Raw genomic sequence first — 26,661 nt, 5'->3', positions numbered from 1 at the left:
TTTTATTATTATTTTAAGTTCTCTGGGTTTAAAGCTTCTAGTTCAGGTACAACGAAGCGTCCGTCTTTACGGATTAGTACGTCGTCGAAGTAAATTTCGCCGCCGCCGTATTCAGGGCGTTGGATGCATACTAAATCCCAGTGGATGTTCGAGTTGTTGCCGTTCCATGCATCGTCGTAAGCTTGTCCAGGAGTGAAGTGGAAGCTGCCATCGATTTTTTCATCGAATAGGATGTCTCCCATTGGATGTAAGATGTATGGGTTTACGCCAATTGCGAACTCACCAACGTAGCGTGCGCCTTCGTCTGTATCGAAGATTTTGTTAATGCGCTCTGTATCGTTTGCAGTTGCTTCAACGATTTGACCGTTCTCAAACTTAAGTTGTACATTTTCAAATGTATAACCGTTGTAAGGAGATGGTGTGTTGTAAGAAACTGTACCGTTAACAGAATCACGAACTGGTGCAGAGTATACTTCACCGTCTGGAATGTTTAAATGACCTGAGCATTTAATAGCTGGAATGTCTTTAATAGAGAATGTTAAGTCAGTTCCAGGACCAGTTAAACGAACTTTATCTGTTTTATTCATTAATGTAACAAGGCTATCCATTGCCTTATCCATTTTGCCGTAGTCTAAGTTACATACTTCGAAGTAGAAGTCTTCGAAAGCTTCTGTACTCATTTTAGCAAGCTGTGCCATAGAAGCATTTGGGTAGCGAAGAACAACCCAGCGTGTTTTTGGAACGCGAATGTCTCTATGAACTTTTTTACCAACTGTTTGGCCATGAACTTTCATACGCTCACTTGGAACGTCAGCTTGTTCATTAATATTATCGCCAGAGCGAAGACCGATATAAGCGTCCATGTCTTTCATTACGCTTGCTTCATATGCAGCGATTTGTTCGAAATGTTCTTCAGTAGCACCCATTAATAAAGAGCGATCTACTTGATGATCTTTTAAAGAGACGAATGGGAAACCACCAGCTGCATATGCTTCTTTTACAAGTGCAGTTACAAGTTCTTTTTGTAAGCCAAAGTTTTCAATTAATACTTTTTCACCTTTTTGTAAGCGGATAGAGTAGTTAATTAAATTGTATGCTAACTTTTCAATACGTGGATCTTTCATATGTAAAGCCTCCCTACTAATTATGTATCCTCTCCTATTGTAACCTACTTAGTGGAATTTGTTGAATGATTTATGTTACAGTTAACGAATAAGTATGAAAATTCTAATGATGAGATAGGGATTAGAATGAAACGGAAAATGATTGTATAATAGGGGAAAGTATGAAAAAGATAAAGGAAGTGATGAAATGCAAGTTCTTTTATATGTAAGTGCGGCTATTATCGCGGTTGCTTTCGCAGTATTAGTAGTGTATGTATGCAGAACGTTGTTATCGGTTCAGAAGACGTTGGAAAACGTTGCAAGCACGTTAGAAGGTTTAGAAAAGCAAATGCAAGGAATTAGCGTAGAGACAGAGCAATTATTACATAAAACGAATGCGTTAGCTGATGATATTCAACAGAAGTCACAGTCATTAAATAAAGTGGTAGCGGGTGTAGATGGGATTGGAACGACAATCCAATCTTTAAATACGAAGCTTCGTAATGTATCAGACTCTGTAACGGACGAAATTGAAAATAACGCTGATAAAGTAGCGCAAGTTGTACAGTGGAGCAGTGCGGCGATTGAAGTATACAATCATTACCGTGCGTCGAGACAAGAGAAGAAGGTTGAAAAAGAAGAGCGTAAATTAGAAAGAATTGAGAAAAAAGCTGAAAAGAAAGAGAAGCGCTCTAGATTTCGTATGAGAGGTGAATCGTGATGAATATGACAAAACTTGAAACAATTGAAGAGCTTGAAGTCTTAGTAGAAAAGAATGAGCCGTATGTTCTTTTTAAACATAGTACGACATGCCCGATTAGTCACGGTGCATACACAGAATTTCAAGCGTATTGCAGTGAAGAAAGAGAAGTGCCAGCGTATTACTTATACGTACAAGATGCGAGAGATGTGTCAAATCGTGTTGCAGAACAATACAGTATTAGACATGAATCACCGCAAGTGCTATACATAAAAGATGGGATGGTAGTATGGAATACATCTCATTGGAATATTAAAAAAGATGCTTTAGAAGAGAATATAAAGTAAAAAGAAGCAAGCTAAAGGTGCTTGCTTCTTTTTTTTTGTTTTTGTTGAAATATATTTAGTGGTACACTATTAATAGTTCAAACTAAATAACTAGATTGTTGAAAGTAGGTTTTAAGTAATGAAGAAAATGGCATTATCCTTCGCAGTCGTAAGTTTATTACTAGGAGCTTGTAGTAACAATAGTAATACGATTAGTAAGAAGGATGAAGTTATACAAAAAGATACAAAAGAAAAAAGTATGATTCCGAGAACTGCTGTTTCTAAAGATTATTATAGAACTGTTATTCCTTTAAAAGAACAAAAGGTTATTAATACAGCTAATATAAAAACAAATTCTAAATTAGATTTAGCAGAGTATGAAAATGGTTTAATAAATATTGCAACGCAGCAATTTGATACAGAGAGTCACGTACTGCAATTAAATCAGTATATTCCAGAGAAACTAGTTGATGAACTAGTTGCGAAAGTAGAAGCGCCAGTTTTGACAAATATTATAGAACAAGACTATTTCGGAAAACAGAATTCAAATGAATTAAGTTTATCTGGTGTTATGATAGGTTTAGCTATGTCTTCAAGTGTATCGAATGAAGAAGCTATGTCTAAAGGGACTGAAGTTGCTAAACAACTTATTGAAGCTATTAACAAAAATGATAAGTATAACAAATCTCCAATTACGTTTGCTATCTTTAAGCAAGAAAGTACTAGTTCTTTAAAAAATGGTACGTATATTGCTAGTGCTACTGTTCAAAAGAATGATACGAACCTTGGAAATTGGAGTACAATTGATGAAAAGTCGTATTCATATCCTTCTGATGAATTTACACAAGCACATGGAGAAGATAATACAAAAATAAATAACTTTGCTAAGGAAATAAAAGGTTTTTCTAATGGAGATTTTATTCCAGTCAACGCTAAAGTTTCTTATAAGAAAGATCAAATGGATACATTAAATATGAATATTGTTATTAAATATAACGGTAAAACAGAATTAATGGCTCTTACCCAATTGGCTGCTCAAGGCATGTTAGACAAATTGCCTAAAGATGCGAAAGTACAATTACAGATTAAGTCCGAGAGTAAAATTGAGGCCGTTATTATAAAAGAGAAAAACAGTGATAAACCGTTTGTTTCCTTCTTGTAAAAAAAGACAGTATGTAAACTGTCTTTTTTTTATTTTAAATGAAAATATACAATGTTTTTTGATAGTAATTCATTGCTGTATATCGTGTGACAATCGTATATGTATCAGCTATAATAAGTTATCTTAAAAAAGTAACATATAGGAATTTGAAAGAGGTGGCTTTCTTATGGCATCACAACAATTAGGTCGTTTACGTTCTGAAATTGATCAACTTAATTTACAAATATTAGAGTTACTAAACGAAAGAGGTCGTCTCGTACAAGAAGTTGGTAATTTAAAAGAAGTACAAGGTGTGAAACGTTTTGATCCTGTACGTGAAAGAAATATGCTGGATTTAATTGCAGAGAATAATAATGGTCCATTTGAAACTTCGACTTTACAACATATTTTCAAACAAATTTTTCAAGCTGGTTTAGAATTACAAGAAGATGATCATCGTAAAGCATTACTTGTTTCTCGTAAGAAAAAAACAGAAGATACGATTGTTGAAATTAATGGTGAAAAAATTGGTGACGGAAATCAGCATTTTATTATGGGACCGTGTGCAGTGGAAAGTTATGAACAAGTACGTCAAGTTGCTGAAGCAATGAAAGAGCAAGGTCTGAAATTAATGCGTGGTGGTGCGTTCAAACCACGTACTTCACCGTATGATTTTCAAGGTCTTGGATTAGAGGGATTACAAATTTTGCGCCAGGTAGCAGATGAATATGATTTGGCTGTTATTAGTGAAATTTTAAATCCGAATGATATTGAGATGTCATTAGATTACGTTGATGTTATTCAAATTGGTGCTCGCAATATGCAAAACTTTGATTTGCTAAGGGCAGCTGGTGCTGTAAATAAACCAGTATTATTAAAACGTGGTCTATCAGCAACGATTGAAGAATTCATTAATGCGGCAGAATATATTATGGCAAAGGGAAATGGGAACATTATTTTATGTGAACGAGGTATTCGCACGTATGAAAGAGCGACGCGTAATACGCTTGATATTTCCGCTGTGCCGATTTTAAAGAAAGAAACACATTTACCTGTCGTTGTCGATGTAACGCATTCTACAGGGCGACGTGACCTTCTCTTACCAACTGCAAAAGCAGCGATGGCAATTGGTGCAGATGCAATTATGGCTGAAGTACATCCAGATCCAGCTGTAGCTTTATCAGATGCGGCGCAGCAAATGAATATACCGCAGTTCAATGATTTTATGAATGAATTAAAATCATTTGGAAGTAAATTATAAAAACTTTTAATGAGCTGTTCCAAAAAGGCATTTTGGAACAGCTTTCTCCTATTGTATAGCGACTGTCATTGTCGATTTTTGTTGGTAAGTTGATATATTTAAAAAATCGCTGATATAATTAGAGTTGCGGTCGATATATTTGGAAAATCGCTGATATAATTAGAGTTACAGTCGATATATTCGAAAAATCGCCGATATAAATTTCATTTACTATCGTACTGCTTAAAATAAGATTTTTACTTAGGAAACATCTATTTTTTTACAAAAAATGCCCTTTTTTCATAAAAAATACGAAAATACGAGAAAAGAAGCGAATTTTTTCGAAACTTTTGCGGGAAAATATTGTATGAGCCTGCGTTTTTATCGTATCATTAGTAAAAGGAAGAACTCGGGACGATTGGTGGCATCTGCAAATAGAGTTGATGTCTTTTTTTCATTCAAGTAACCGATACATAAAAATAGATAACAAAAATAGAAGGAGTGTGCGATGAGATGAACGTAACAATCTATGATGTAGCGCGCGAAGCAAACGTTTCAATGGCTACCGTATCTCGTGTTGTGAACGGTAACCCAAATGTAAAGCCTACAACAAGAAAGAAAGTATTAGAAGCAATTGATCGTTTAGGATACCGCCCGAATGCGGTAGCACGTGGACTAGCAAGTAAGAAGACAACTACAGTAGGTGTTATTATTCCTGATATCTCAAATACGTTTTATGCAGAACTTGCACGTGGAATTGAAGATATCGCAACAATGTACAAATATAACATCATTTTAAGTAACTCTGATCAAAACAAAGAGAAAGAGTTCCATTTATTAAATACGATGCTTGGAAAACAAGTGGACGGAATTGTTTTCATGGGTGAAGATATTACAGACATTCACATTGAAGAATTTAAAAAATCTCCAGTACCAATTGTATTAGCAGCGTCATTTGATGAGCAAAATGAAACGCCATCAGTAAATATTGATTATACACAAGCAGCTTATGATGCAATGAAGCACTTTATCGAGCAAGGACATAAACGTATCGGTTTCGTCTCTGGTCCTTTCATTGATAAAGCGGGAAGCGCGAAGAAGTTACAAGGTTATAAAAAAGCTTTAGAAGAAGCAGGTATTTCATATGATGAAAATCTTGTAATCGATGGAGATTACACATATGACTCAGGTATTGAAGCATTCGAAAAGCTTTGGAGCAATGATGAAAAGCCAACAGCAATCTTCGTGTCTTCTGATGAAATGGCACTAGGTGTAATCCATGCAGCACAAGACGCTGGATTAAACGTACCAACTGACGTAGAAGTACTTGGTTTCGATAATACACGTCTTGCATTAATGGTTCGTCCGCAGCTTTCAACAGTTGTTCAACCGATGTATGATATCGGTGCAGTAGCAATGCGTTTATTAACAAAGTATATGAACAAAGAAAAAGTGGAAGATCACACTGTTATCTTACCTCACCGTATCCAATTTAGAGATTCAACGAAGTAAGTATAAAAAAGCTCACAGCATTTGCTGTGAGCTTTTATTCGGATTCAGGATAGTATTTTTGTACGACTGTATCCACCGCTTTATTTTTCTTAACGTGTAAAAATCTTGCGTACAATTCTTTTCCAGTTTCAAAGGGGGTATCGTCTAATTCAAACACATGCAACACTTTTCGGAACTTCCACGTTATTTGCTCACCGTACACATTATCGTACGTATCTTCAGATTGCATAGCAATTTTTTTACCAAGTTCGTGAGCATCCTCTAAACTGTTTGCTTTAACAAGAATAATGCTTTCTTCAAAAAGTGTATTGTGATTCTCTTCATAATGCCTTCGCTATAGATGGGGCTATTCCTTGTTATATGTCACATAAGTGCAAATTTAACTATTATAGGGCAATGTCATGTATAATAGAAAGAAAAGGCTTGTGAGGGGGGAAAAGAGATGATCGTTCTTTGGATAATTACGCTTTGTATGACTGCTATTTTTGCATATATGACGTTAAAACAAAATGGTTTAAAGCGATTTGTTCCAGGAAGTATTCTTGCAGGAATTGCCCTTATCACGTATGTAATTTCTATTTTTATTGAAAGTGTATCAGTAGATATGAGCACAAGTTTAATGTTTATTGGTATTACACTATTTGCAGGTAGCATTATGGTACTTGTGGTTGCTGGTATTATTTTATTTATTCATATGAATTCGGAAACGTTATAGCATATAGAAAAGGCATGTCCCGAGGGACATGCCTTTTTATCCGTTCAATTATGCTCTATCTTTAGAAGAGTTTTGCTGTTTTAGTAAGTCGCGAATTTCGCCAAGAAGTTCTTCTTCTTTTGTTGGTTCTGGAAGTTCTTCCTCTTTTTCTTCTTCTCTTTTAGATGTTAGTTTGTTGAAAACTTTAACAAACATAAAGATAGCAGCTGCAATAATTAAGAAATCAAAAATAGTTTGGATGAAGTTACCATACATAATAGATGATTTACCGAATGTAATTTTTAAATCTGTAAAGTCAACGCCACCTAATACCATACCAAGTAATGGTGTGATGATATCTTTTACTAAAGAACTAACGATTTTACCGAATGCAGCACCGATTACAACCCCGACAGCTAAATCGATTACATTCCCTTTGAAAGCGAACTTTTTAAACTCGTTCCACATGTGTTAATCCCATCCTTTCCACGATTCATTATGAAATTTATAATTCCTATCAACATATTCTATAGAAATTTATGAGAGAAATAAAGAGGGAATGGGAATGAAAGTAAATTCTGAAAAATGTATCCGTTTTAATTTTTATTTACATCATCTAGTAGAGATTGCAACAGTTGCTGCGTTTTTAATCCTTCTAATCCATCTACAACGGGCTTTGTATCGCCTTGTACACACTCAATAAAATGATGAACAGCATCTTCAAAACCACGTTGTTTTAACGTCGTATCCCATGATGGGGAACCACTTTGTGAAACTGAGTTTTCCTGTTCAATTTCAAATGTATTCATATTTTTTACGCGAATGATTTTTCCTATCGTTACAAGTTCAATTTGTTCTAAATTAGTACCGGCATGGCGATGCATTGCAGTAGAAAGTAATAGTCCACTTGGAGTTGTATATGTATGATGTCCGTAAAGAAGTTCATTCTTTTCATTGATTTGCATCATATTGTGAACGGCGTTAAGGTCATCATTAGCTAACCAGCGAGCAGTATCTACAATGTGTAAATAATCATCTAACATAGTGAAGTCGTACGTATATGGCCCGACTTTATTTGTACGATGCTTTTCAATTCGAATCCATGAAATATCATGAGCCTGTTCTTTGGCAGCGACATACATAGGAACGAATCTGCGATTAAATCCGACCATTAATTTTCGGTTATACTTCTCGCTTAACTCGACTAGTTGCTCAGCTTGTTCCACTGTAGCTGCTAGCGGTTTATCAACATAAACGTCGATCCCTTTTTTTAGAAGTTCAGAAACGATTTCATAATGCGATGCAGTTGAACTATGAACGAAGATTGCATCGCATTCCGAAGCTAACATTTCAATAGAATGAAAGTCTTGAATTCGGTATTGCTGGCAAACTTGTTTTCTTTTCTGTGCGTTAGGTGTAAACGCCCCTACAAAATTCCAATCAGTTTCTTTTGTAAGTGTTGGAAGATAGGCCTTTTGCGCAATACTTCCAAGTCCAATCATCCCAATTTTAGGTTTGTTCATTTTTATTCCCACCCTATTAATAGTAATGTAACGGCTTAAATGTAGCATAGGGTGGGGGAGGAAGGCAAAAATTAGCTTTTTACTTACGGCCTTCTAACAAAATCTTCTCTATCTCTTCAAAGTGATGAGTGCGAGCATGCTCTAACGGGGTAACACCATCATTGTCTGGAATATTTACATCTGCACCGTGCTCAATAAGAAGGCGAATGACTTGTTGCTGTGTTTCGTTTCCGTTACTTAGTACGATGGCTTCCATTAAAGCTGTCCATCCCAGGTTATTTACATGATTTACATCAATATTTGTTCGAGTGAGGAGTTCTTTTATAACGTCAATATAGCCATGTTCTGAGGCTGGGATAAGAGCTGTTCCGCCGTAACGATTTGTAATCGTAGGATCTGCACCAGCATCAATTGTTAGTTTTAAAATGTCTAAGTAACCTTCCGCACCGGCGTATAGAAAGGGATTGTTTTTCATGTCATCTTGGATATTTACGTCAGCACCAGCTTCGATAAGCGCCTTTGCGGTTTTTACATCATTTTTGTATGTAGCAATCATAAGCGGAGTGCGTCCTTGACTATCCGTCGCATTTATATTTGCACCTTGTTTTAGTAAAGATATAACAGTATTCGTTTCATTTTTTTCAGTGGCTGCTAGTAGTGCAGTCTCCATGTTTATCATCTCCTTTTTTATTTCTTGTTCTTGCGAGCATCCTTGTAAAAAAATTACGCAACATATCATACTGAATGTTTTTTTGAACATGGAATTTCAACCTCCTAATTTCAACTGTAAAATAGGAACATTAAATTTTTATAAACTGACGCTAAAATTACTATAAAATCGCTTGAGTAATTGAACATATCTTTTTATGCTTATAAATAATAAGGTTTGATAAAGTGAGGATTTAAGATATGTCTATTAAAACAAGGTTTTTATTTTCTTATATTGCTGTTATCCTCGTTTCCATTACGCTTATATTAGTCGCGGGATTTTTAATCGTTTTTTCGATAACAGGTGACTTGGAAGCAGTGAAAAATTTCTATAAAAGTTCTTACATTCAAAAGCCGCTTACACCAGAAGAAGAGAATACGTATATGGAATTGAAATTAGCGGCAAAGAAAAATCAATCACAACTATTAGATGAATTGTTCGTTTCATCACTTGAAAAAGAAGGTGTGAAAATAGTTGTAAGAAAGGGAGAAACCATTTCTTATGCTACAAAAATATTTGAAAGTATATCTTTAAAAGAAGCCCTTCCGAAATTTGAATCAGCAAATATTAATAGTCGTGGTACAACGGAACTAGGCGATACATTTTATCGATATGTAAAATTTGATTTTTATTTTCCCGGGGATGAAGAAGGAAGTATATTTGTACTAAAAAGACAAAGTTCATTTGTAGATCTTACACAAAAGTTATTTCCGATTTTGTTCGTATCACTTTTACTGTTAGCCATTTTGCTTATTGGATTATTAAGTTACCTCGTCTCAAGAAGTGTAATAAAGCCAATCTTCGTATTGAAAGATGCGACTGAGAAAATAAAAGAAGGGGATTTAAATTTTCAAATTCCAGTTACATCGCATGATGAAATCGGGCAATTAAATCAAGGATTTGAAGAAATGAGGAAGAAGTTAAAAGAATCGATTGAAGTGCAAACACAGTATGAAGAAAATCGAAAAGAGCTTATTTCAAACATCTCTCATGACTTAAAAACACCGATTACATCAATTATCGGATATGTAGAAGGAATAAAGGACGGGATAGCAAATACGCCAGAAAAAATGGATAAGTATTTATCAACTATCCATACGAAGGCAAAACATATGGACACACTCATTGATGAACTATTTTTATTTTCGAAGCTCGATTTGAATCGGGTTCCATTCCAGTTTGAAACAGTTGAATTGAATACGTTTATGCAAGAATTAATAGAAGAGATGCAGATGGATTTAAGTGAAGAAGGTATAGAAGTGCGCCTACAGTTACATTCATCACCACTATATGTAACGGCTGATTGCGAAAAGATCAATAGAGTTATATCAAATTTAATTCATAATAGTGTGAAATACATGGATAAAGAAGAGAAGAAAATTACTGTAACAGTATCGAGTGATAATAATAAAGTTATTGTGAAAGTGATGGACAACGGATCAGGTATAGAATCTGATACATTGCCGTATATCTTTGAACGTTTTTATCGTGCAGAGCAATCGCGGAATTCTAGCACAGGTGGAAGTGGACTTGGTTTAGCGATAGCGAAGCAAATTGTTGAAGAACATGGCGGGGGAATTTGGGCGGAAAGCGAGCTTGGTAAAGGCACAAGCATTTTCTTCTCATTGGAAAAAGTAGAGGAATGTGGTGAGTAAATTGAAAAGAATTTTATTAATAGAAGATGAAGTAAGTATTGCAGAATTACAGAGAGATTATTTAGAAATTAATGATTTCCAAGTTGATGTAGAGCATTCAGGAGAAATAGGTTTACAAACAGCTCTGCAAGAAGACTATGATTTAATTATTTTAGATATTATGCTTCCGAAAATGCACGGATTCGAAATTTGTAAACAAATACGTGCTGTAAAAGATATTCCGATTCTACTTGTTTCAGCAAAAAAAGAAGATATAGATAAAATTCGCGGACTCGGATTAGGAGCGGATGATTATATAACGAAACCGTTTAGCCCGAGTGAATTAGTCGCAAGAGTAAAAGCACATATTGCCCGTTATGAAAGATTATTAGGAAATGTAAGTAAGCAACGTGATACGTTATATATTCACGGAATTTCTATCGATCAACGAGCGAGAAAAGTTTTTATAAACAATGAAGAAGTTGCGTTTACAACGAAGGAATTTGATTTATTAACATTCTTTGTCACACATCCAAACCAAGTATTAAATAAAGAACAGTTATTTGAACGCATTTGGGGATTAGATTCCGCTGGGGATTTAGCCACTGTTGTCGTCCACATTAGAAAGCTACGTGAAAAAATTGAAAGAGATCCTGCTCACCCGCAATATATTGAAACAGTATGGGGAGCTGGTTATCGTTTTAACGTGTAATATACCTGCCGAGTAATTGGCAGGTTTTTTATGTTATTTGCAAAAAGGAAATAATAGGTAATTTGTGTTAAGATATAAAGAGAGATAAAACATAGTAGAGCATGAGAGGGTGTGCTACATTTTGGGAGATACATTACAAGATAATAAATCAAACAAGGTCTTAAGGATTGGAACTAATATTATAATTATTTTATTAATTATTGGTGCAATACAAATGTTTTATGATAAAGATTATACAAATGATCATTTCGGCTGGTTATTTTTAGTATTAGGTTGGATAGTTAGAAGCATTTTTAATATTACGATAGGTTTAAAAGAAGGGGATAAAAAGTCAGTGTTGTTTGATGTAGGTTTGGTGCTCTTTTCCTTTTATCTTTTATTTTTATATAGTACGAAATATTTCTTCTGAAAATTTAGCTCATAGTCTTATAGAGACTGTGAGCTTTCCTTAATAATAACGGTACTGGCGTAACGATTTATAAAATATTTGAGTAGTAGAAGTAAACAGGGTCGCTTCTTCTAAAAAAGGATAATGGTTGCTCTCCTCAAATGTCACAAAAGTAGAATCGCATATACCCTCATGTATCTCGATGGAATATTGAATAGGACACTGCACATCATATCTTCCGCATATAATAAGTGTCTTTGTTTGGATGAAAGGTAAATACTCTCTTAAATCAAATGAAGGATATTCATTGGCGAAAGCATTCATCCGGCTAATGGACATTGTTTTGTTGATTGGTTTACAAAAATAAGAGTTGTAGTTTTCTGGTTTAAACAATGATAATTTTGTTCTCTCAGTAGATAGTTCTTTTCGTTCTTCACTTGTAAGGTGAGGGCTTTTTAAGTTTTCGATGAGTTTTTGCATATAATGAAACTGTGGATGTGCTGGGTGATAAATGCAAAATGGTGTTTCGGTATAGTTACTTGCTGCAGCGCCTGCTATGACTAATGAGTGTAAGGAATTTGGATATGTAATCGCATATAAAAGTCCAAGCATACCACCTGCTGAATGACCGGCGAAATGCCATGTTGGAAGTTGTAATGCTTCTCGTATGGCTTCTAAGTCGTGGATTGTTTCAATCATGCTTAATTCGTTTTCTGACTGGGCGGTTACAGAGCGACCAGTATCTCGTAAATTAATGAGAAATACACGATGCGTAGCAGTAAAAACATCCGCAAAGTAATCACCAGTTTCATTAAATTGTGAATAGTGATGTGTAATACAAAGCGATTCGCCATTTCCTTTTGTAAAGAGTTCAAATGTACCGCGTTTCGTGTTGATTATTTGTTGTGTCCACATAATATCACGACCTTTTCTCATAAAAGTTGGGCCAGACTGTTATGAAATGAAAATATATCAGCGATTATTAGAATATATCGGCGCAACTCGGAATATATCAGCGATTATTAGAATATATCGGCGTAACTCGGAATATATCAGCGATTATTAACATATATCGACTTACCGACAGAAAACGACAATAATAGCAAACTTCAAATAAAAGGAGGCTATTCAAAAACGAGCCTCCTTTTCGTTAGTATAAAGATTTTGTCATATTATTCCGAATAATTTCAAGGGATTTCGCTACAGTTAATGCGTTTTTTTCTTCAATTTCTGGTTTACGGGGGATAGGTTTATACATGTTGTCTGGATCTTCCCATGTGAGGGGAAGTTCTGTTTCTGCTTGTCCTTTCCAAGCTGCAATCCATTCTGGAGGGAGATAACCTGAGATGTTTTGGATGTTGTTCATTTCGAGCCAAATGAGTGCCCAAGCTCTTGGAACGACGCGCCAGTGATCATAGCCACCGCCGCCGACAGCGATCCAGCGACCGTCGCAATATTCATTAGCAATTTCACGAGCGAGCTTCGGTATTTCGCGGTAAATATTCATTGTCGCACAAAGATGTGTAAGTGGGTCATAATAATGTGCGTCAGCACCATTTTGCGTTAAAATAATATCCGGTTTAAAGTACGCTGCAACTTCTTTTACAACAGTTCGATATGCTTCTAAGAACGATTCATCTTCTGTAAAAGCATCGAGTGGAACGTTAAAAGAATAACTATAACCATTACCTTGTCCACGTTCGTTTACAGCGCCAGTTCCAGGGAATAAATAGCGACCAGTTTCATGCAGTGAAATGGTGCATACGTTAGGGTCATCATAAAACGACCACTGTACGCCATCACCGTGATGAGCATCTGTATCAATATATAAGACGCGTAAACCGTATTTCTTTTGAATATATTTCATTGCGATAGAACTGTCGTTATAAATACAAAAGCCAGATGCTTTGCCGCGAAAGCCGTGATGTAAGCCGCCGCCCAAATTAAGTGCGTGTTTTACTTTTCCGGAAAGAACAGCATCGACAGCTGTTAACGTACCGCCAACGAGCAATGCGCTTGCTTCGTGCATATTTGGGAACATCGGTGTATCTTCTGTTCCGAGTCCATATGTCATCGCAATTGATTTTTCTAACTTTCCTTCTCCAGCACGTTTTACCGCATTTATGTACTCCTCTGTATGAACGTAGGCAATCTCTTCATCTGTAGCCATCCGTGGTGAGATGATTTGAGAGGGAGAGATGAAACCGCCCTTTTGTAATAAATCATACGTAAGTGTGACGCGCAGTTGGTTAAAAGGATGATCAGGGCTAAATGAATAGCCCCGAAAGTCATCCGAATAAATAAACGCGCTACTCATGCTTGCATCCCCATGATGTTTGGCCATAATACGCGGTAGCCTTCTGCTTCAAGTGCATCAATCACTTTTAGAGGATTCATCGTTTGAATGCGGAAAACGAGTACTTTATCATTCTCGTCTTTTGCTGGGTAGACGAGAACGCTCACGATATTTATTTGTAAATCACTAAAAATAGCAACGACTTTTCCAAGAATACCAGGTTCGTTTTTTACTTGAATTTCAATTTGCGAACTTGGTTGATGTGCTCCTGTTAATTTTACTAATGTGTGCAGTACTGTAGATTCAGAAATGATTCCAACTAACTTCCCGGCCTTTGTAACAGGAAGACAGCCAATTTTATTTTCAAAAAATAAAGTAGCAATTTCCTCAACAAAATCGAGAGGATGGCAAGTCATAACAGGATGTTTCATAATAAGCTCGAGCGGTTGCTGTAGCATATCGAGTGAAACTTGTTCATCTAGAATAGACGGACTTGCATCTCTTACATCCCGATCAGAAATAATGCCTACGACGTGATTATTTTGATCGACAATTGGAATGTGCCGAATGCCTTTCGTGCGTATCGTTCGGATTGCTGTTTCGATTGTATCGTTTGGATGTAATGTAACTACATTTTGATTCATAATTTCTTCTACAATCATTCCAGTTGCCCCCTTTATTAATACATAAAACGATTGTGAAAACGTAGACGATCAAAAGCTTGAATAGAATCCGTATCAACGCGTTTACCGATGCGGACCATTAAACAGTTGGCAGGATGTGAACAAATTTCAGGATCGTCTGTAGCCATCCATTGTAACCCGCCAGCATTCATCATCTTCTCCATTACTTTTCGGTATTCCCACACATTCAATCCTGTTTGTTTCAAATCCCAGTGCCAATAATATTCAGTCGTCAATATAATGTAATCTTCCATATAATCGTCCATCATAGAAACCTCTAGTAAGTTCTTTCCGACAGAACTCCCGCGGAAGGCTGGGACTACTTCAATTGCCCCAAGCTCAATTAAGTTTTCCATTTTTCCTTCTGACCATCGTTCAAGTGGATCAGGATACAAGTATGTAACATATCCAACAATTGTTTGGTCATGTCTAGCAATAATGAGACGAGCTTCTGGTAATTTAGAAATTTCGACAATTGCTTTATATTGTTGCTCGGCAGGACGAAACGCAATTAAGTCTGGATGAAACTCATACATTTCTAAGTTATGTGTAGAGACAGGACCTTCAATAATTAAAGTGCCTTTCGCTGTTTTTAAGTTTCTAGCATTATATATTTTTTTATGAATCAATGTATTGCTCACCACCTTGAGGGTTTGTGAATCTATTAATATCGTACTTTATAATATATGCGATGTGAATCGAAATTTGTCATTAAAAATTTGTCTAAAAATCAACAAATATACTGAAAATTTTAAATAATGTCATTATAATAGATAATAGAATACATAGGAGGGGGATGTAAAGTATGAAAGTAGAAACGCTTCCTGTCATTAAAGGAGAAAATAATTTGCCGAATTATGATGAGGCATACGCGAATTTTAACTGGGAAGAGGTTAATAAAAACTTTACTTGGAATGAAACAGGCCGAGTAAATATGGCGTATGAGGCAATTGATAAGCATGCGAAATCCGATCGAAAGAATAAAGTAGCTCTTTATTATCAAGATGGATCGCGAAAAGAGAAATATACATTTAAGGAAATGAAGGATTTTTCTAATAAAGCAGGAAACGTCCTTAAGAATTATGGCGATGTAGAAAAAGGCGATCGCGTTTTTATTTTTATGCCACGTTCTCCAGAGTTATATTTCGCACTTTTAGGTGCAGTGAAATTAGGAGCAATTGTTGGACCGCTATTTGAAGCATTTATGGAAGGCGCAGTTCGCGATCGCTTAGAAGATAGCGAAGCAAAGGTGTTAATTACAACGCCTGAATTGTTAGAGCGCGTACCATTAAATGATTTACCGGCTTTAAAAACAGTTTTCCTTGTTGGAGATAATGTAGAAGAAGGCGGTAAAACGGTAGCGTTCAATCCTTTATTTGAACAAGCTTCAAAAGAATTACATATTGAATGGTTAGGCCGTGAAGACGGCTTGATTCTACATTACACGTCTGGTTCTACTGGTAAGCCAAAAGGTGTGCTTCATGCGCAAAACGCAATGGTTCAGCACTATCAAACGGCGAAGTGGGTATTAGATTTAAAAGAAGACGATGTATATTGGTGTACTGCTGACCCGGGCTGGGTAACTGGAACAGCTTACGGTATTTTCGCACCGTGGTTAGTTGGAGCGTCAAACGTTATTTTAGGTGGACGCTTTAGTCCAGAAGCTTGGTATGAAGCACTGCAAGATTACGGTGTGACGGTTTGGTACAGCGCACCAACAGCATTCCGTATGTTAATGGGAGCTGGACAAGACGCAATTAAAAAATATGACTTATCACAAGTTCGTCACGTATTAAGCGTTGGTGAGCCGTTAAATCCAGAAGTAATTCGCTGGGGTATGAACGCATTTGGACTTCGTATTCATGATACGTGGTGGATGACAGAAACAGGTGGACAAGTTATTTGTAACTACCCTTGTATGGAAATCCGTCCAGGTTCAATGGGTAAACCAATTCCAGGTGTGAAAGCAGCGATTGTTGATAATGAAGGAAATGAAGTGCCTCCTTACACAATGGGTAACTTAGCAATTGCGAAAGGTTGGCCATCTATGATGCGTGGGATCTGGAATAACCAGCAAAAATATGAATCTTATTTCATGCCGGGAGATTGGTACGTATCAGGCGACTCTGCCTATATGGATGAAGATGGATACTTCTGGTTCCAAGGACGTATTGACGATGTAATTATGACGTCAGGTGAGCGCGTTGGTCCGTTTGAAGTAGAAAGTAAATTAATCGAGCATGCTGCTGTTGCAGAAGCTGGTGTAATTGGTATTCCTGATCCGGTGCGCGGCGAAATTATTAAAGCATTTATCGCACTTCGAGCAGGATACGAACCATCTGATGAATTAAAAGAAGAAATTCGTCAATTTGTAAAGAAAGGCCTAGCAGCTCATGCAGCGCCGAGACAAATTGAATTTAGAGATAAATTACCGAAAACGAGAAGTGGTAAAATTATGCGCCGCGTATTAAAAGCGTGGGAGTTAAACTTACCAACAGGTGACTTATCAACGATGGAAGATTAAGAGAGAAAGGTCTGAACGAAAAATGTTCAGGCCTTTCTTTTTTATGATATCATGAACTTATATATATAAGTTAAAGGGGGTAGTATGATGAAACCAGAAAAGGAAAAGATGATACTAGGAGAAATGTACATACCGGCTGATCCAGTTTTAGTACAAGAAAGAGAGCAAGCACGTATATTAACGAGAAAATTAAATGATACGCCAGAAGAGCAATTGAAAGAGCGTAGCGAAATCGTAAAAGAATTATTCGGAACGACAGGAGATAATATTCATCTTGAATCTTCTTTTAGATGTGATTACGGCTATAACATTCATGTCGGTGAAAATTTTTACGCGAACTTTGACTGTACGATTTTAGACGTATGCCCGGTAACAATCGGAGTGAACTGTATGTTAGCTCCAGGTGTCCACATTTATACAGCAACGCACCCACTTGATCCAATTGAGCGTATAAGCGGATCAGAATACGGAAAACCAGTTACAATTGGCGATAACGTATGGATTGGCGGAAGAGCAATTATTAATCCAGGTGTAACAATTGGAGACAATGCAGTGATCGCATCTGGTGCTGTCGTAACGAAAGATGTACCTAATAATGTAGTAGTTGGCGGGAATCCTGCAAAGATTATAAAAAAACTAAAATAATATTTGAACGAAGTGCCTTCCTCGTCTGTATACATTTATGAAAGAATAGATGAGGGAGGTTTTTTTATATCTAATAAATTACTCTTTGCGACGTTGTAAAGGATTGGAGAGAAGTGAAATTCCACCTCTATTTGACACGCCTATATAAATGATGGTATAAAGAAAAGTATATGAATAATTGAGCGTGGAAAGGGAGAAGTAGTGATCATTTCCCTGTTTTAGAGAGCTGATGGCCGGTGAAAATCAGCACATAGATGATCGCGAATTACGCCCCTAGAGCATCTTTTTTCGATTGAATTATATTCAAAAGGGAAAAGACGGTGCTAAGCCGTTATGTAAATAAGGTGGTAGGCTTTTTTTGCCTGCAACTAGGGTGGTAACGCGATAATCAAAATCGTCCCTTATTTGAAGGGGCGATTTTTTTATGTTTTCAACTTTCACGCCAGTAATGAACTTAAAGGAGAGTATGTAGGATATGGGTATTTTACAAGATCTTGAATTTCGCGGTCTAATTAATCAGCAAACAGATGCTGAGGGCCTTGAGCAATTATTAGAAAAAGAAAGCGTTAAATTATACTGTGGTTTCGACCCGACAGCAGATAGCTTACACATTGGTCATATGTTACCAGTATTAATGTTACGTCGTTTCCAATTAGCTGGTCACCAACCAATCGCACTTGTTGGCGGTGGTACTGGTATGATCGGTGATCCAAGTGGTAAAAAAGCAGAGCGTACATTAAATACGAAAGATACAGTTGCTTACTACACAGAAAGCATTAAAAACCAACTTTCAAACTTCTTAGAGTTTGAAAACGTGGACAACCCAGCAACGATGGCTAACAACTACGACTGGCTTGGTAACTTAGATGTAATTTCATTCTTACGCGATATCGGTAAAAACTTCGGTTTAAACTATATGTTAGCAAAAGATACAGTAGCATCTCGTTTAGAAACTGGTATTTCATTCACTGAGTTCAGTTACATGATTTTACAATCATACGACTTCTTAAACTTATACCAACAACATAATTGCCGTCTGCAAATCGGTGGTAGTGACCAATGGGGTAACATTACAGCTGGTCTTGAATTAATCCGTAAATCAGAAGAAGATGCGAAAGCATTCGGTTTAACAATTCCACTTGTTACAAAATCTGACGGTACGAAGTTTGGTAAAACAGAAGGCGGCGCAATTTGGTTAGACCCAGAGAAAACAACTCCTTACGAGTTCTACCAATTCTGGATCAACACAGATGACCGCGACGTTGTTAAATACTTAAAATACTTCACATTCTTATCTCACGAAGAAATTCTTGAGCTTGAAAAGCAAGTAGCTGAAGCGCCAGAAAAACGTGCAGCACAAAAAGCATTAGGTTCTGAAATGACAAAACTTGTTCATGGTGAAGAAGCATTAGAGCAAGCGATTAAAATTTCAGCTGCATTATTCAGCGGTTCTGTAGCAGAACTGACTGCAAGCGAAATCGAGCAAGGATTCAAAGACGTACCATCTGTAGAACGTACTGCAGAAGATACAGTATTAATTGACTTACTTGTAGAAAGCAAAATCTCTCCATCAAAACGTCAAGCACGTGAAGATGTAACGAACGGCGCAATCTACGTAAATGGTGAGCGTACACAAGCATTAGACTACGTTGTAACAGAAAACGACCGCATCGAAGGTAAATTCACAATCATTCGCCGCGGTAAAAAGAAATATTTCTTAATTCGTTACTAATAAATAAAAAGCTTTGAGGAATTTCCTCAAAGCTTTTTTGTTTTAATCTCCTTTTCGAGTTCATACGGAAATCACATGTAAGCGGTATGATAAACGTATAACAATTAGAAAGGAGTGGTAAAACGAAATGTCACTAGAAGCGTTGATTATTTTTTCTTTGCTAAACGCGGGTCAACTTGCAGAGAATTCGAAGGTTGATATACATAAAGAGCAGAAAGATGCTTATGTATATGTTCAAAAAGAGGAAAATAAATAACTTTAATATATATAAATAAAAGCTACTCGAAGTAACTGTTTTGGTGTCTTCGGTAGCTTTTTGAATTATGAATAAATAGGAATTAATTCTCGCTTGAAATCTTCGTACATTTCAAAGGCGATTTTCATGATTTCTTTGAGTTCATCGTAACTGTGGAAGCATGGACGAAGTATTTTTTCTGTATCATTTGATAATATTGCTACAAACATAGCCCATGGATCTCCAGCTCTTATTGCACCATTATGTCGTGCAGACCAAATAAACTCAACAAGGCCATGTTTTAAACTAATATTAAATCTAAAAGTATAGATGTTTTTATTCTTGACCTCACCAACAATAAAAAAGTTTTCTTTTTTCATAAAACGAGCTTTATAGCCAAGAGACTCAAATACTGCAATTACTTTTTCGTTTTCATAGTTTTCAAATGTGTTTTCTCTATCTGGAAATTGTTTTGATAATGCTTTATATCTCTGAATAAAATCAATTTTTGTAAGGCTGGCTTGTATTTCAGGTTTTAATGAATACGCCAAAAATTACTCCTCCCTAATTTTTTATATTAGATCAAATAAAGCAGTATACATTTTAGATACATGAAGAAATCCGCCTTTTGTAAGTCGGATTTTTCTTAGTTTAATTCTATTAAAATATTATGATTGTTAATTGAAATGTAGTTATTTTTAGCAAGATTTTGCAGTTAGCTATTTAAAAGTGTAAGTATATCTCCTTTAAATATAGCAGCTATTTCCGCTTCCTCTAATGAATCTCCCCATCTAAAAACTATATCATCTTTTGGGCAGAGATGAATGGAAAGGTTAAAATAATCTATTTCATCTTTCCATTTGTTATATTCATTAAATGCTTTTTTGAAGATTTTTCTAACATTTTCTTCCGCAATTATATCATTATTTTTACTTGCAATGATTGTAAATCTTTTAGGATTACTAGAAACTATTTCAATGGCATCTGGAAGTTTCTCAAGACAAAACTCTGCAATACTTGAGTAGAAAGTTGTTCCTCCAACTTTCATTTCAACTTCTGGCCCCTTATTAAATCCCTCAAGTTTCCATTTGGTTTGAAGAGCTTTCCATACCTTTTGGTATTTTTCAATTTTAGAGTTTTTGTCTTTGATTTCAATAGCTGCAAGCAAGTAGAATTTGTAGACATTAGTCAAATCATGTTTCATAAATACTTGCTTGATTTCAGTGCCACATACTTCTTTGAATTGTTTTTTTTCATCTGAGCTAAATAACATGGAGCCATTAACACTGAATAAACTTAAATTTGGTAAATTACCGACTCTTTTGATTGCTTCATCCTTACTAAACCATTTGTAGTATGAGAATGCATCTTCTTCTACTTCATTCCAACACTTCATTTTACCACCTCAATTTTAATAGTCATAATGATTCCCATGTACATCATTGAAATGTGATCCTCTATTTTGAGATGGATCATCTGGATAAGTATGACCGTCTGAATGCTCTCTTATAATCTTACCATCTTTGAAATGATAGTCTCTTCCAGGAATAGGGTTCCCTCTTTTATCTACAGCTGGTGTCACCTTAGTTGGCTGTTCATTAACAGGAATACCGCTTGCTCTCTTAGCTCCTTTAGGAGTAAAATTTGGCGGTCTTTGTCCTTTTTCTGTTTTTACATAGTCTTTGTAGTATCCTAGTTATAATATTTTCACCAGTAAAATCAAATATTCCTTTTCCATGGTATTTGATTCGAAACAAAGGAAAAGCTAGCGTAAACGTTAGTTTAAATATTAATCAGGTGTTCTTCTTTGTGTGATTTTTATCTCCATCGCCATGCAATCGTGGTATCTTCAATGTGGATTGCTGGAATGTCGATTCCTAAATATTTCCCTTCGTTCTCATCGAAAACGGACCAATTTTCATCGTCTAGAAATTCAGGATCAATAGTTTCAAAGTCAAAAGTACTGTCTTCGTCTACCATTTCACGAAAATATTCTTGATAGGGTTTACTATTATCATTTAAATGTATTGTTCCATACATCCATGGTGTTTCTACAAAAATGTCTCTGATTTCACCTATTTCAGTATCTTTAAAGTATAATTTCATATTTGCACCTTCTTATTCATGAATTTTGAAATAGTCTTTTTGTATTTCGTCTTTTATCAAATACTTATTATCTCTTTTTGTCCACTTTAGAGCAAGTTTTTTCCAATGAGGTGTTGTGTTAGTCTATCTTGCGCAATTAAACGTTAGAAATCGAATAGAACGGTATAAATTTTAGTTAAATGAAGAAATCCGGCTCTTGTGAGTCGGATTTTCTTTTTTTATATTTAAAATAATATTGTTTTTCTTTAATATAAAATTATGAATAGATAGGAATTAATTCTTGTGGCTCCACTTTTACTATTCATGTTAAAAGTCTAAATCTTTTTCATTACCATCATAATCTACTAGTAATGATCCTTCGTCTAAGGTATCCATTAACCATTCCACCAAAACATTCCATGATCTAGAAACGCTGTGAGTCTCCCTATCCCATTGTATTACCGTTGCATCGTATCCATTGCTTGATTCTAAGTCTATACATATCGAGTCACCATAGTTTAAATCTGCGATGATTAAATACGTGTCTGGCATCTTTGTCGGTCTTCGTTCTTTTTTAAACGAATCATTTAGATAAGAGCCACCACGCTGTTTTGGGCCCTGAGCAGCTGTATAAATTTCTGACAGGACTGTTCCAGGTATAAATAATTCTCCGCCATTACACACTTGGAGAAAATCTTTATATATATCAGGAATTTGAATGTTAAGTTCATTTTGAAGGCTTGTTATATCTTCTAAGTTAATTCCATTGTTTAGGGTGTGAATGCCATCTACATATTTATTAACTTCCTCAAAAAATGGTTGTAAATGATTGTTTTTTGAATAATATTTTCTTAGCATAAAACCATCTCCCTTTATTCATGTTTCCAAGGCACAACATCTCAAATCTAGATACATAAAGAAATCCGGCTCTTGTGAGTCGGATTTTCTTTTTATATATATAAGATAAGATTGCCTTTCTTATATATAAAATTATGAATAGATAGGAATTAATTCTTGTTTAAAATCTTCATACATACCTAAAGCAATTTTTAAAATTTTTTCTAAGCTGTCATAATCGCTAAATAGTACGGGCTTAATTCTAGTATCTGGAGAAATTAAAAGTCTTGAATATAGACTCCATGGACTACCTAATCTTAGTTCATCATTATGATAAACTACCCAAGTAAAATCCAGAACGTTTACTTTAATACCAATATTAAAATAAAATAAATTTTCTTTTTTATCACCTAGTTCTCCAACTTTTAAAAAGTTTTCTTTTTTATCATAAACTGATTTATAACCTAGATTTTCAAGTATTTGTTGAATTTCTTCAATATTGGGATTAGGAATGATTTCTTCGGCATCATAATTTTCTCTCGAAAAAGAAGAAAGTTCTGTGTATCTATTAACAAAGTCAATTTTTTTTAGTGCTGTTTCTATTTCAGGTTTTAATTTTAAGTTCATAATTAATTCTCCTAAAACCTTAAGTCTGTCCTTGTTTTTTAGTCATTACTTCATGTATTTTTAAGGTGAAATTATGAATAAATAGGAATTAATTCTCGCTTGAAATCTTCGTACATTTCAAAGGCAATTTTCATGATTTCTTTGAGTTCATCGTAACTGTGGAAGCATACTGCCGGCAATCTTTCAGAACCATTGGATAATACTTTTACAAACATATCCCATGAATTCCCAACTCTAACTTCACCATTATACCTTGCAGACCAAATGAACTCAACAAGCCCATATTTTAAGCTGATATTGAATCTGAAAGTATAGAAATCCTTGTTCTTTACTTCACCAACAATAAAAAAGTTTTCCTTTTTCATAAAACGAGCTTTATAACCAAGGGATTCAAATATTTCAATAGCTTTTTCGTTTTCATAGTTTTCAAACGAACTTTCACTATTTGATGAAAAATTTTCAGATAGCTCTCTATATCTCGTTAAAAAATCAATTTTCTCAAATACTTCTTGTATTTCAGGTTTCAATGCATATGCCATTTTTTATTCCTCCCTAAATCTAATATTAATGTCATATTTGTTTTTCGCCAATTTTATATATTCATCTATTTTTTTGAAATTTTTATTAGATGCTGGAATCTCTAATATTTGTTTTCCTTGTAGTTCAGTGCCGTCTATTTCGTCGTATTTATTTGAACGAATTTTAGTGCCAACTGCATACTTAGTTTTCATTTCTTTCAAATGTTTTTCAAAAGTTTTAATATCGATATCCTCTAAATCTGTTGCTTTTCTAGAAATTATTTCTCTTTCAAATGGGTCATATGAATCTAATCTTTTACCATTACTTAAATGGACCTCATTATTTGGATACCATCTATTTTTTTCTGCAGTTTTATTAAACTTATTTCCTCTTGCCATAGGTGAATCTTTTGTCCAATAATCACTTGCTTCTTTCCAGTTCAATCTATCTTTAGGTATTTTACCGTCTTTTGCTTTTCTAACGCAATATTCCGCATATTTTAATTCTAAATCAGATTCGACAAACTTACCATCTTTTAAAAGATTTTTAGAGGAACCTCCAGAAGAAGACTGAAACCTTTGCAAAGTATCAATACTATTTTGAACGGTATTATACCATACAAATGTACCATGTGTAGCAACACCTGCTCCAGCGGTTGTAAGAGCTAAATCAGCTGGGATAACAATTGGTGATGCTGCCCCGAAAGTTACTCCTTCTAACAATACGGTTCCAACATTTGATCCTGTTACAATAGCTATACCGCCCAAAATTTCAAAAATAGATCCTACCCCTGATACAAAATTACCCACAAGATTTCCGGCTTGAAAGGTTGTTTTGTTTTCTAATTCATTGCCCATTGGTAATTCCACGCCTGTAAAGTTTTCAGCAGCTGAATTACAAATTCCTTGGAAGAGTTCCCAAGCGCCAATAGCTGTTTTTTGGTACCACGGTCTATTAGCTTCTTGTTCCTGCAAAGCCATTTTTTCTTCAATTTCTTTTTTTATTTCGGCTTCTTGAACTCTTTCCTCTGCAATTTTTTGAATAGAGGTTATCCATTCCATATTCAACCCTTGTGTACTAAATGTACCACTGACGGGACTAAAACCTTTTCCGCTTTGTACTTCCGCCAAACCTGTCGCAATGCTAGCGGCTAGTTGGAGTGCAGTATCATAATTATTACTAGAAGTATAATTAAATTCATATAGATGTTCTAATTTTTCTTGCAGTTTTTGCCTCATGACAGTAAAAAGATTTACCATAGCGTCCATACCTGGGATCGACATAGTTTGGTTGAGCGCTTCTGTACTTGCTATCATTCGATCGATTTCTCGAATTTGTTCTATTATCTCCTGTTCGATAACATCTGTAGAAGCTACCTGTGATTGAAAGTCTCTTGGAAAGGCATCATTTTGAAGGATTAATTCTTCGCATAAGTAAATGATTCCTTGTGCTAACGGACGAAAGGTTTGTAAGAAATATGCTTTTGCACTGCTATATGTTTGCCCTTGTAGAACAGTATCCAATGCAAAAGCGTCAATAGAATGAATAATTTGTTCCATACCTTGAATAGTAGCGTTACATAAAGAGTTCATACTTTCTGTTTGAGCTTGTACTTCACCGAGATACATATTTAAAGACATGAACTTTCCCTCCCCTTACAAGAAAATAATACCAATTTAAGGAAGGGGTTGTAAATCGAATATTCTAATAATTTGACAGTTAAAGAGATACTTGTTCATTAAGTTTTTTTAATCTTATTCAGATGCTCGGGTGATGAAGAGGTTTTTAAGTTGAATGTGAATAGAAAAAGGGAAGGTATAGATTATGTACAAATAAATACGTTGTAAAAATAATGTTAACAAAAGGAGAGTACAGCAAAGAAAAATGAATTATGGGGTAGGTTTTTATTAATGTGGATAAAAATGGATGAAATTTTAGAGAGAGGGCTAAGTTTTATTTTGTTACATTGTTCCGTTTTTATACATATACAGGCTATATTTAATAAAAAAAGCCCAGGCCCCTTGATAAACAAGGTTCCTAAGGCTTTTAATACGACTCTTTGCAGAGTACCGAGATTAACGAGAGTAGAACTCTACGATTAATGCTTCGTTGATTTCAGCTGGTAACTCAGAACGCTCAGCGTGACGAGTGTAAGTAGCTTCTAATTTGTCAGCATCGAAAGTTAAGTATTCTGGTACGAAGTTGTTAACTTCGATCGCTTCTTTAACAACAACAAGGCTGTTAGATTTTTCGCGAACGCTGATAGTTTGACCAGGTTTTACACGGTAAGATGGGATATCTACGCGAGCGCCATCAACCATGATGTGACCGTGGTTTACTAATTGGCGAGCTGCACGACGAGTGCGAGCTAAGCCCATACGGTAAACTAAGTTGTCAAGACGAGCTTCAAGAAGGATCATGAAGTTTTCGCCGTGCTTACCAGGCATTTTACCTGCTTGGTCAAATGTGCGACGGAATTGACGCTCAGTCATGCCGTACATGTGACGAAGTTTTTGTTTCTCTTGTAATTGTAAACCGTATTCTGAAAGTTTCTTACGTTGGTTAGGACCGTGAGGACCTGGTGCGTAAGGGCGTTTTTCTAATTCTTTTCCTGTGCCGCTTAGAGAGATTCCAAGACGACGAGACAGTTTCCAAGCTGGACCTGTATAACGAGCCATAGTTGACTCCTCCTTTAAAAATGTTTTTATTTACGTAAAATAAAAACAGACGTAATCGATATTTACGGGCATTTTGTTTTCATGTACCTTCGCTCCAGCAGCAGGGAGTTACGAGATA

At 35.5% G+C, this 26,661-nt stretch carries 30 protein-coding genes, 1 pseudogene and 1 other annotated feature; of the genes and pseudogenes, 13 read left to right on the top strand and 18 right to left on the bottom strand.

Going from position 1 to position 26,661, the window contains the following annotated elements; translation table 11 throughout:
• Positions 1-8: 8 nt before the first annotated feature.
• On the bottom strand, positions 9-1,124 hold the full coding sequence (locus tag NST86_RS23990; protein ID WP_000654731.1) for an aminopeptidase: 1,116 nt from the start codon (positions 1,122-1,124) through the stop codon (positions 9-11).
• 187 nt (positions 1,125-1,311) lie between these two features.
• Between NST86_RS23990 and NST86_RS23985 the strand changes: the two genes are divergently transcribed.
• The 5 genes from NST86_RS23985 to ccpA all read left to right on the top strand — a co-directional run bounded on the left by NST86_RS23985 (position 1,312) and on the right by ccpA (position 6,022).
• Positions 1,312-1,824, top strand: coding sequence for a DUF948 domain-containing protein (locus NST86_RS23985; protein WP_001197720.1), 513 nt, complete (start codon positions 1,312-1,314; stop codon positions 1,822-1,824).
• Positions 1,824-2,150, top strand: a complete 327-nt coding sequence (gene ytxJ, locus NST86_RS23980; protein ID WP_001057469.1) for a bacillithiol system redox-active protein YtxJ — start codon at positions 1,824-1,826, stop codon at positions 2,148-2,150. Before NST86_RS23985 ends, ytxJ begins: the two co-directional genes overlap by 1 nt.
• A 118-nt stretch (positions 2,151-2,268) precedes the next feature.
• Complete coding sequence (locus NST86_RS23975) at positions 2,269-3,291, top strand: CamS family sex pheromone protein (RefSeq protein WP_000738031.1); 1,023 nt, start codon at positions 2,269-2,271, stop codon at positions 3,289-3,291.
• A 166-nt stretch (positions 3,292-3,457) separates the two neighbouring features.
• The gene (locus tag NST86_RS23970) at positions 3,458-4,531 is read left to right on the top strand and encodes a bifunctional 3-deoxy-7-phosphoheptulonate synthase/chorismate mutase (RefSeq protein WP_000168204.1); all 1,074 of its coding nucleotides are present in this window, start codon (positions 3,458-3,460) and stop codon (positions 4,529-4,531) included.
• A gap of 492 nt (positions 4,532-5,023) precedes the next feature.
• Positions 5,024-6,022: a catabolite control protein A gene (gene ccpA / locus NST86_RS23965; protein WP_001103297.1), complete on the top strand. Its 999-nt coding sequence runs from the start codon at positions 5,024-5,026 to the stop codon at positions 6,020-6,022.
• Positions 6,023-6,056: 34 nt separating this feature from the next.
• Here the strand turns inward: ccpA and NST86_RS23960 are convergent.
• Positions 6,057-6,350 (bottom strand): annotated as a pseudogene (locus tag NST86_RS23960) (DUF4288 domain-containing protein); the annotation flags it as partial.
• A gap of 114 nt (positions 6,351-6,464) precedes the next feature.
• Here NST86_RS23960 and NST86_RS23955 point away from each other — a divergent pair.
• Positions 6,465-6,737, top strand: a complete 273-nt coding sequence (locus tag NST86_RS23955; RefSeq protein WP_000636590.1) for a DUF3917 domain-containing protein — start codon at positions 6,465-6,467, stop codon at positions 6,735-6,737.
• A 48-nt stretch (positions 6,738-6,785) separates the two neighbouring features.
• Here NST86_RS23955 and mscL read toward each other — a convergent pair whose 3' ends face one another.
• From mscL to NST86_RS23940, 3 genes are all read right to left on the bottom strand, one after another.
• Complete coding sequence (mscL, locus tag NST86_RS23950; RefSeq protein ID WP_000267003.1) at positions 6,786-7,184, bottom strand: large-conductance mechanosensitive channel protein MscL; 399 nt, start codon at positions 7,182-7,184, stop codon at positions 6,786-6,788.
• Positions 7,185-7,312: 128 nt separating this feature from the next.
• A complete protein-coding gene (locus tag NST86_RS23945) occupies positions 7,313-8,239 on the bottom strand; it encodes a Gfo/Idh/MocA family protein (protein WP_061663952.1) in 927 nt (308 codons plus the stop codon).
• Between the two features lie 79 nt (positions 8,240-8,318).
• Entirely contained in the window at positions 8,319-8,999 is a 681-nt protein-coding gene (locus tag NST86_RS23940) for an ankyrin repeat domain-containing protein (protein WP_061663953.1), read from the bottom strand.
• A gap of 149 nt (positions 9,000-9,148) precedes the next feature.
• On the opposite strand from NST86_RS23940, the gene NST86_RS23935 reads away from it, so the two are divergent.
• From NST86_RS23935 to NST86_RS23925, 3 genes are all read left to right on the top strand, one after another.
• On the top strand, positions 9,149-10,603 hold the full coding sequence (locus tag NST86_RS23935; protein WP_061663954.1) for a sensor histidine kinase: 1,455 nt from the start codon (positions 9,149-9,151) through the stop codon (positions 10,601-10,603).
• A gap of 1 nt (position 10,604) precedes the next feature.
• Entirely contained in the window at positions 10,605-11,294 is a 690-nt protein-coding gene (locus NST86_RS23930) for a response regulator transcription factor (RefSeq protein WP_061663960.1), read from the top strand.
• A 121-nt stretch (positions 11,295-11,415) separates the two neighbouring features.
• The gene (locus tag NST86_RS23925) at positions 11,416-11,703 is read left to right on the top strand and encodes a hypothetical protein (RefSeq protein ID WP_000502934.1); all 288 of its coding nucleotides are present in this window, start codon (positions 11,416-11,418) and stop codon (positions 11,701-11,703) included.
• Positions 11,704-11,742: 39 nt separating this feature from the next.
• Here NST86_RS23925 and NST86_RS23920 read toward each other — a convergent pair whose 3' ends face one another.
• The 4 genes from NST86_RS23920 to acuA all read right to left on the bottom strand — a co-directional run bounded on the left by NST86_RS23920 (position 11,743) and on the right by acuA (position 15,290).
• The gene (locus tag NST86_RS23920) at positions 11,743-12,618 is read right to left on the bottom strand and encodes an alpha/beta fold hydrolase (protein ID WP_137025961.1); all 876 of its coding nucleotides are present in this window, start codon (positions 12,616-12,618) and stop codon (positions 11,743-11,745) included.
• A 214-nt stretch (positions 12,619-12,832) separates the two neighbouring features.
• A complete protein-coding gene (acuC, locus tag NST86_RS23915; protein ID WP_080119306.1) occupies positions 12,833-13,999 on the bottom strand; it encodes an acetoin utilization protein AcuC in 1,167 nt (388 codons plus the stop codon).
• On the bottom strand, positions 13,996-14,640 hold the full coding sequence (locus tag NST86_RS23910; protein WP_000634583.1) for an acetoin utilization AcuB family protein: 645 nt from the start codon (positions 14,638-14,640) through the stop codon (positions 13,996-13,998). Before NST86_RS23910 ends, acuC begins: the two co-directional genes overlap by 4 nt.
• A 17-nt stretch (positions 14,641-14,657) precedes the next feature.
• Positions 14,658-15,290, bottom strand: coding sequence for an acetoin utilization protein acetyltransferase AcuA (gene acuA, locus NST86_RS23905; protein WP_000581388.1), 633 nt, complete (start codon positions 15,288-15,290; stop codon positions 14,658-14,660).
• A gap of 176 nt (positions 15,291-15,466) precedes the next feature.
• Here acuA and acsA point away from each other — a divergent pair, with 176 nt between their 5' ends.
• From acsA to NST86_RS23885, 4 genes are all read left to right on the top strand, one after another.
• Positions 15,467-17,185 (top strand): acetate--CoA ligase, encoded by a 1,719-nt coding sequence (acsA, locus tag NST86_RS23900; RefSeq protein WP_000862049.1) that lies wholly within the window; start codon positions 15,467-15,469, stop codon positions 17,183-17,185.
• Positions 17,186-17,269: 84 nt separating this feature from the next.
• Positions 17,270-17,830 (top strand): maltose acetyltransferase domain-containing protein, encoded by a 561-nt coding sequence (locus NST86_RS23895; protein ID WP_080451640.1) that lies wholly within the window; start codon positions 17,270-17,272, stop codon positions 17,828-17,830.
• Between the two features lie 176 nt (positions 17,831-18,006).
• Positions 18,007-18,235 (top strand) — a binding site (T-box leader).
• A 70-nt stretch (positions 18,236-18,305) separates the two neighbouring features.
• Positions 18,306-19,562, top strand: coding sequence for a tyrosine--tRNA ligase (tyrS, locus tag NST86_RS23890; protein ID WP_000512083.1), 1,257 nt, complete (start codon positions 18,306-18,308; stop codon positions 19,560-19,562).
• A gap of 127 nt (positions 19,563-19,689) precedes the next feature.
• Positions 19,690-19,818 carry a hypothetical protein gene (locus tag NST86_RS23885; RefSeq protein ID WP_000050940.1) on the top strand — a complete coding sequence of 43 codons (129 nt, stop codon included), beginning with the start codon at positions 19,690-19,692 and terminating at the stop codon, positions 19,816-19,818.
• Positions 19,819-19,883: 65 nt separating this feature from the next.
• On the opposite strand, the gene NST86_RS23880 is transcribed toward NST86_RS23885, so the two are convergent.
• The 9 genes from NST86_RS23880 to rpsD form a co-directional block, all read right to left on the bottom strand.
• Entirely contained in the window at positions 19,884-20,348 is a 465-nt protein-coding gene (locus NST86_RS23880; protein WP_016118728.1) for a hypothetical protein, read from the bottom strand.
• Positions 20,349-20,512: 164 nt separating this feature from the next.
• Positions 20,513-21,193, bottom strand: coding sequence for a hypothetical protein (locus NST86_RS23875; RefSeq protein WP_016118727.1), 681 nt, complete (start codon positions 21,191-21,193; stop codon positions 20,513-20,515).
• Between the two features lie 15 nt (positions 21,194-21,208).
• On the bottom strand, positions 21,209-21,379 hold the full coding sequence (locus NST86_RS23870) for an HNH/endonuclease VII fold putative polymorphic toxin (protein ID WP_227593279.1): 171 nt from the start codon (positions 21,377-21,379) through the stop codon (positions 21,209-21,211).
• Between the two features lie 236 nt (positions 21,380-21,615).
• Entirely contained in the window at positions 21,616-21,903 is a 288-nt protein-coding gene (locus NST86_RS23865) for a hypothetical protein (RefSeq protein ID WP_016118726.1), read from the bottom strand.
• A 306-nt stretch (positions 21,904-22,209) separates the two neighbouring features.
• Positions 22,210-22,740 (bottom strand): SMI1/KNR4 family protein, encoded by a 531-nt coding sequence (locus NST86_RS23860; RefSeq protein ID WP_061663957.1) that lies wholly within the window; start codon positions 22,738-22,740, stop codon positions 22,210-22,212.
• A gap of 132 nt (positions 22,741-22,872) precedes the next feature.
• Positions 22,873-23,346, bottom strand: a complete 474-nt coding sequence (locus NST86_RS23855; RefSeq protein WP_016118724.1) for a hypothetical protein — start codon at positions 23,344-23,346, stop codon at positions 22,873-22,875.
• A 71-nt stretch (positions 23,347-23,417) separates the two neighbouring features.
• Positions 23,418-23,885: a hypothetical protein gene (locus NST86_RS23850; protein ID WP_000312675.1), complete on the bottom strand. Its 468-nt coding sequence runs from the start codon at positions 23,883-23,885 to the stop codon at positions 23,418-23,420.
• A gap of 3 nt (positions 23,886-23,888) precedes the next feature.
• A complete protein-coding gene (locus tag NST86_RS34920) occupies positions 23,889-25,505 on the bottom strand; it encodes a T7SS effector LXG polymorphic toxin (RefSeq protein ID WP_061663958.1) in 1,617 nt (538 codons plus the stop codon).
• Positions 25,506-25,940: 435 nt separating this feature from the next.
• Positions 25,941-26,543: a 30S ribosomal protein S4 gene (gene rpsD, locus NST86_RS23840; RefSeq protein ID WP_000135317.1), complete on the bottom strand. Its 603-nt coding sequence runs from the start codon at positions 26,541-26,543 to the stop codon at positions 25,941-25,943.
• Positions 26,544-26,661 lie beyond the last annotated feature (118 nt).

It is taken from the genome of Bacillus sp. FSL L8-0199 (assembly GCF_038005705.1).
Taxonomy (GTDB): domain Bacteria; phylum Bacillota; class Bacilli; order Bacillales; family Bacillaceae_G; genus Bacillus_A; species Bacillus_A cereus.
Note: the sequence above shows the minus strand (reverse complement) of the source record. Positions and strands in the feature narration are given on the sequence as shown.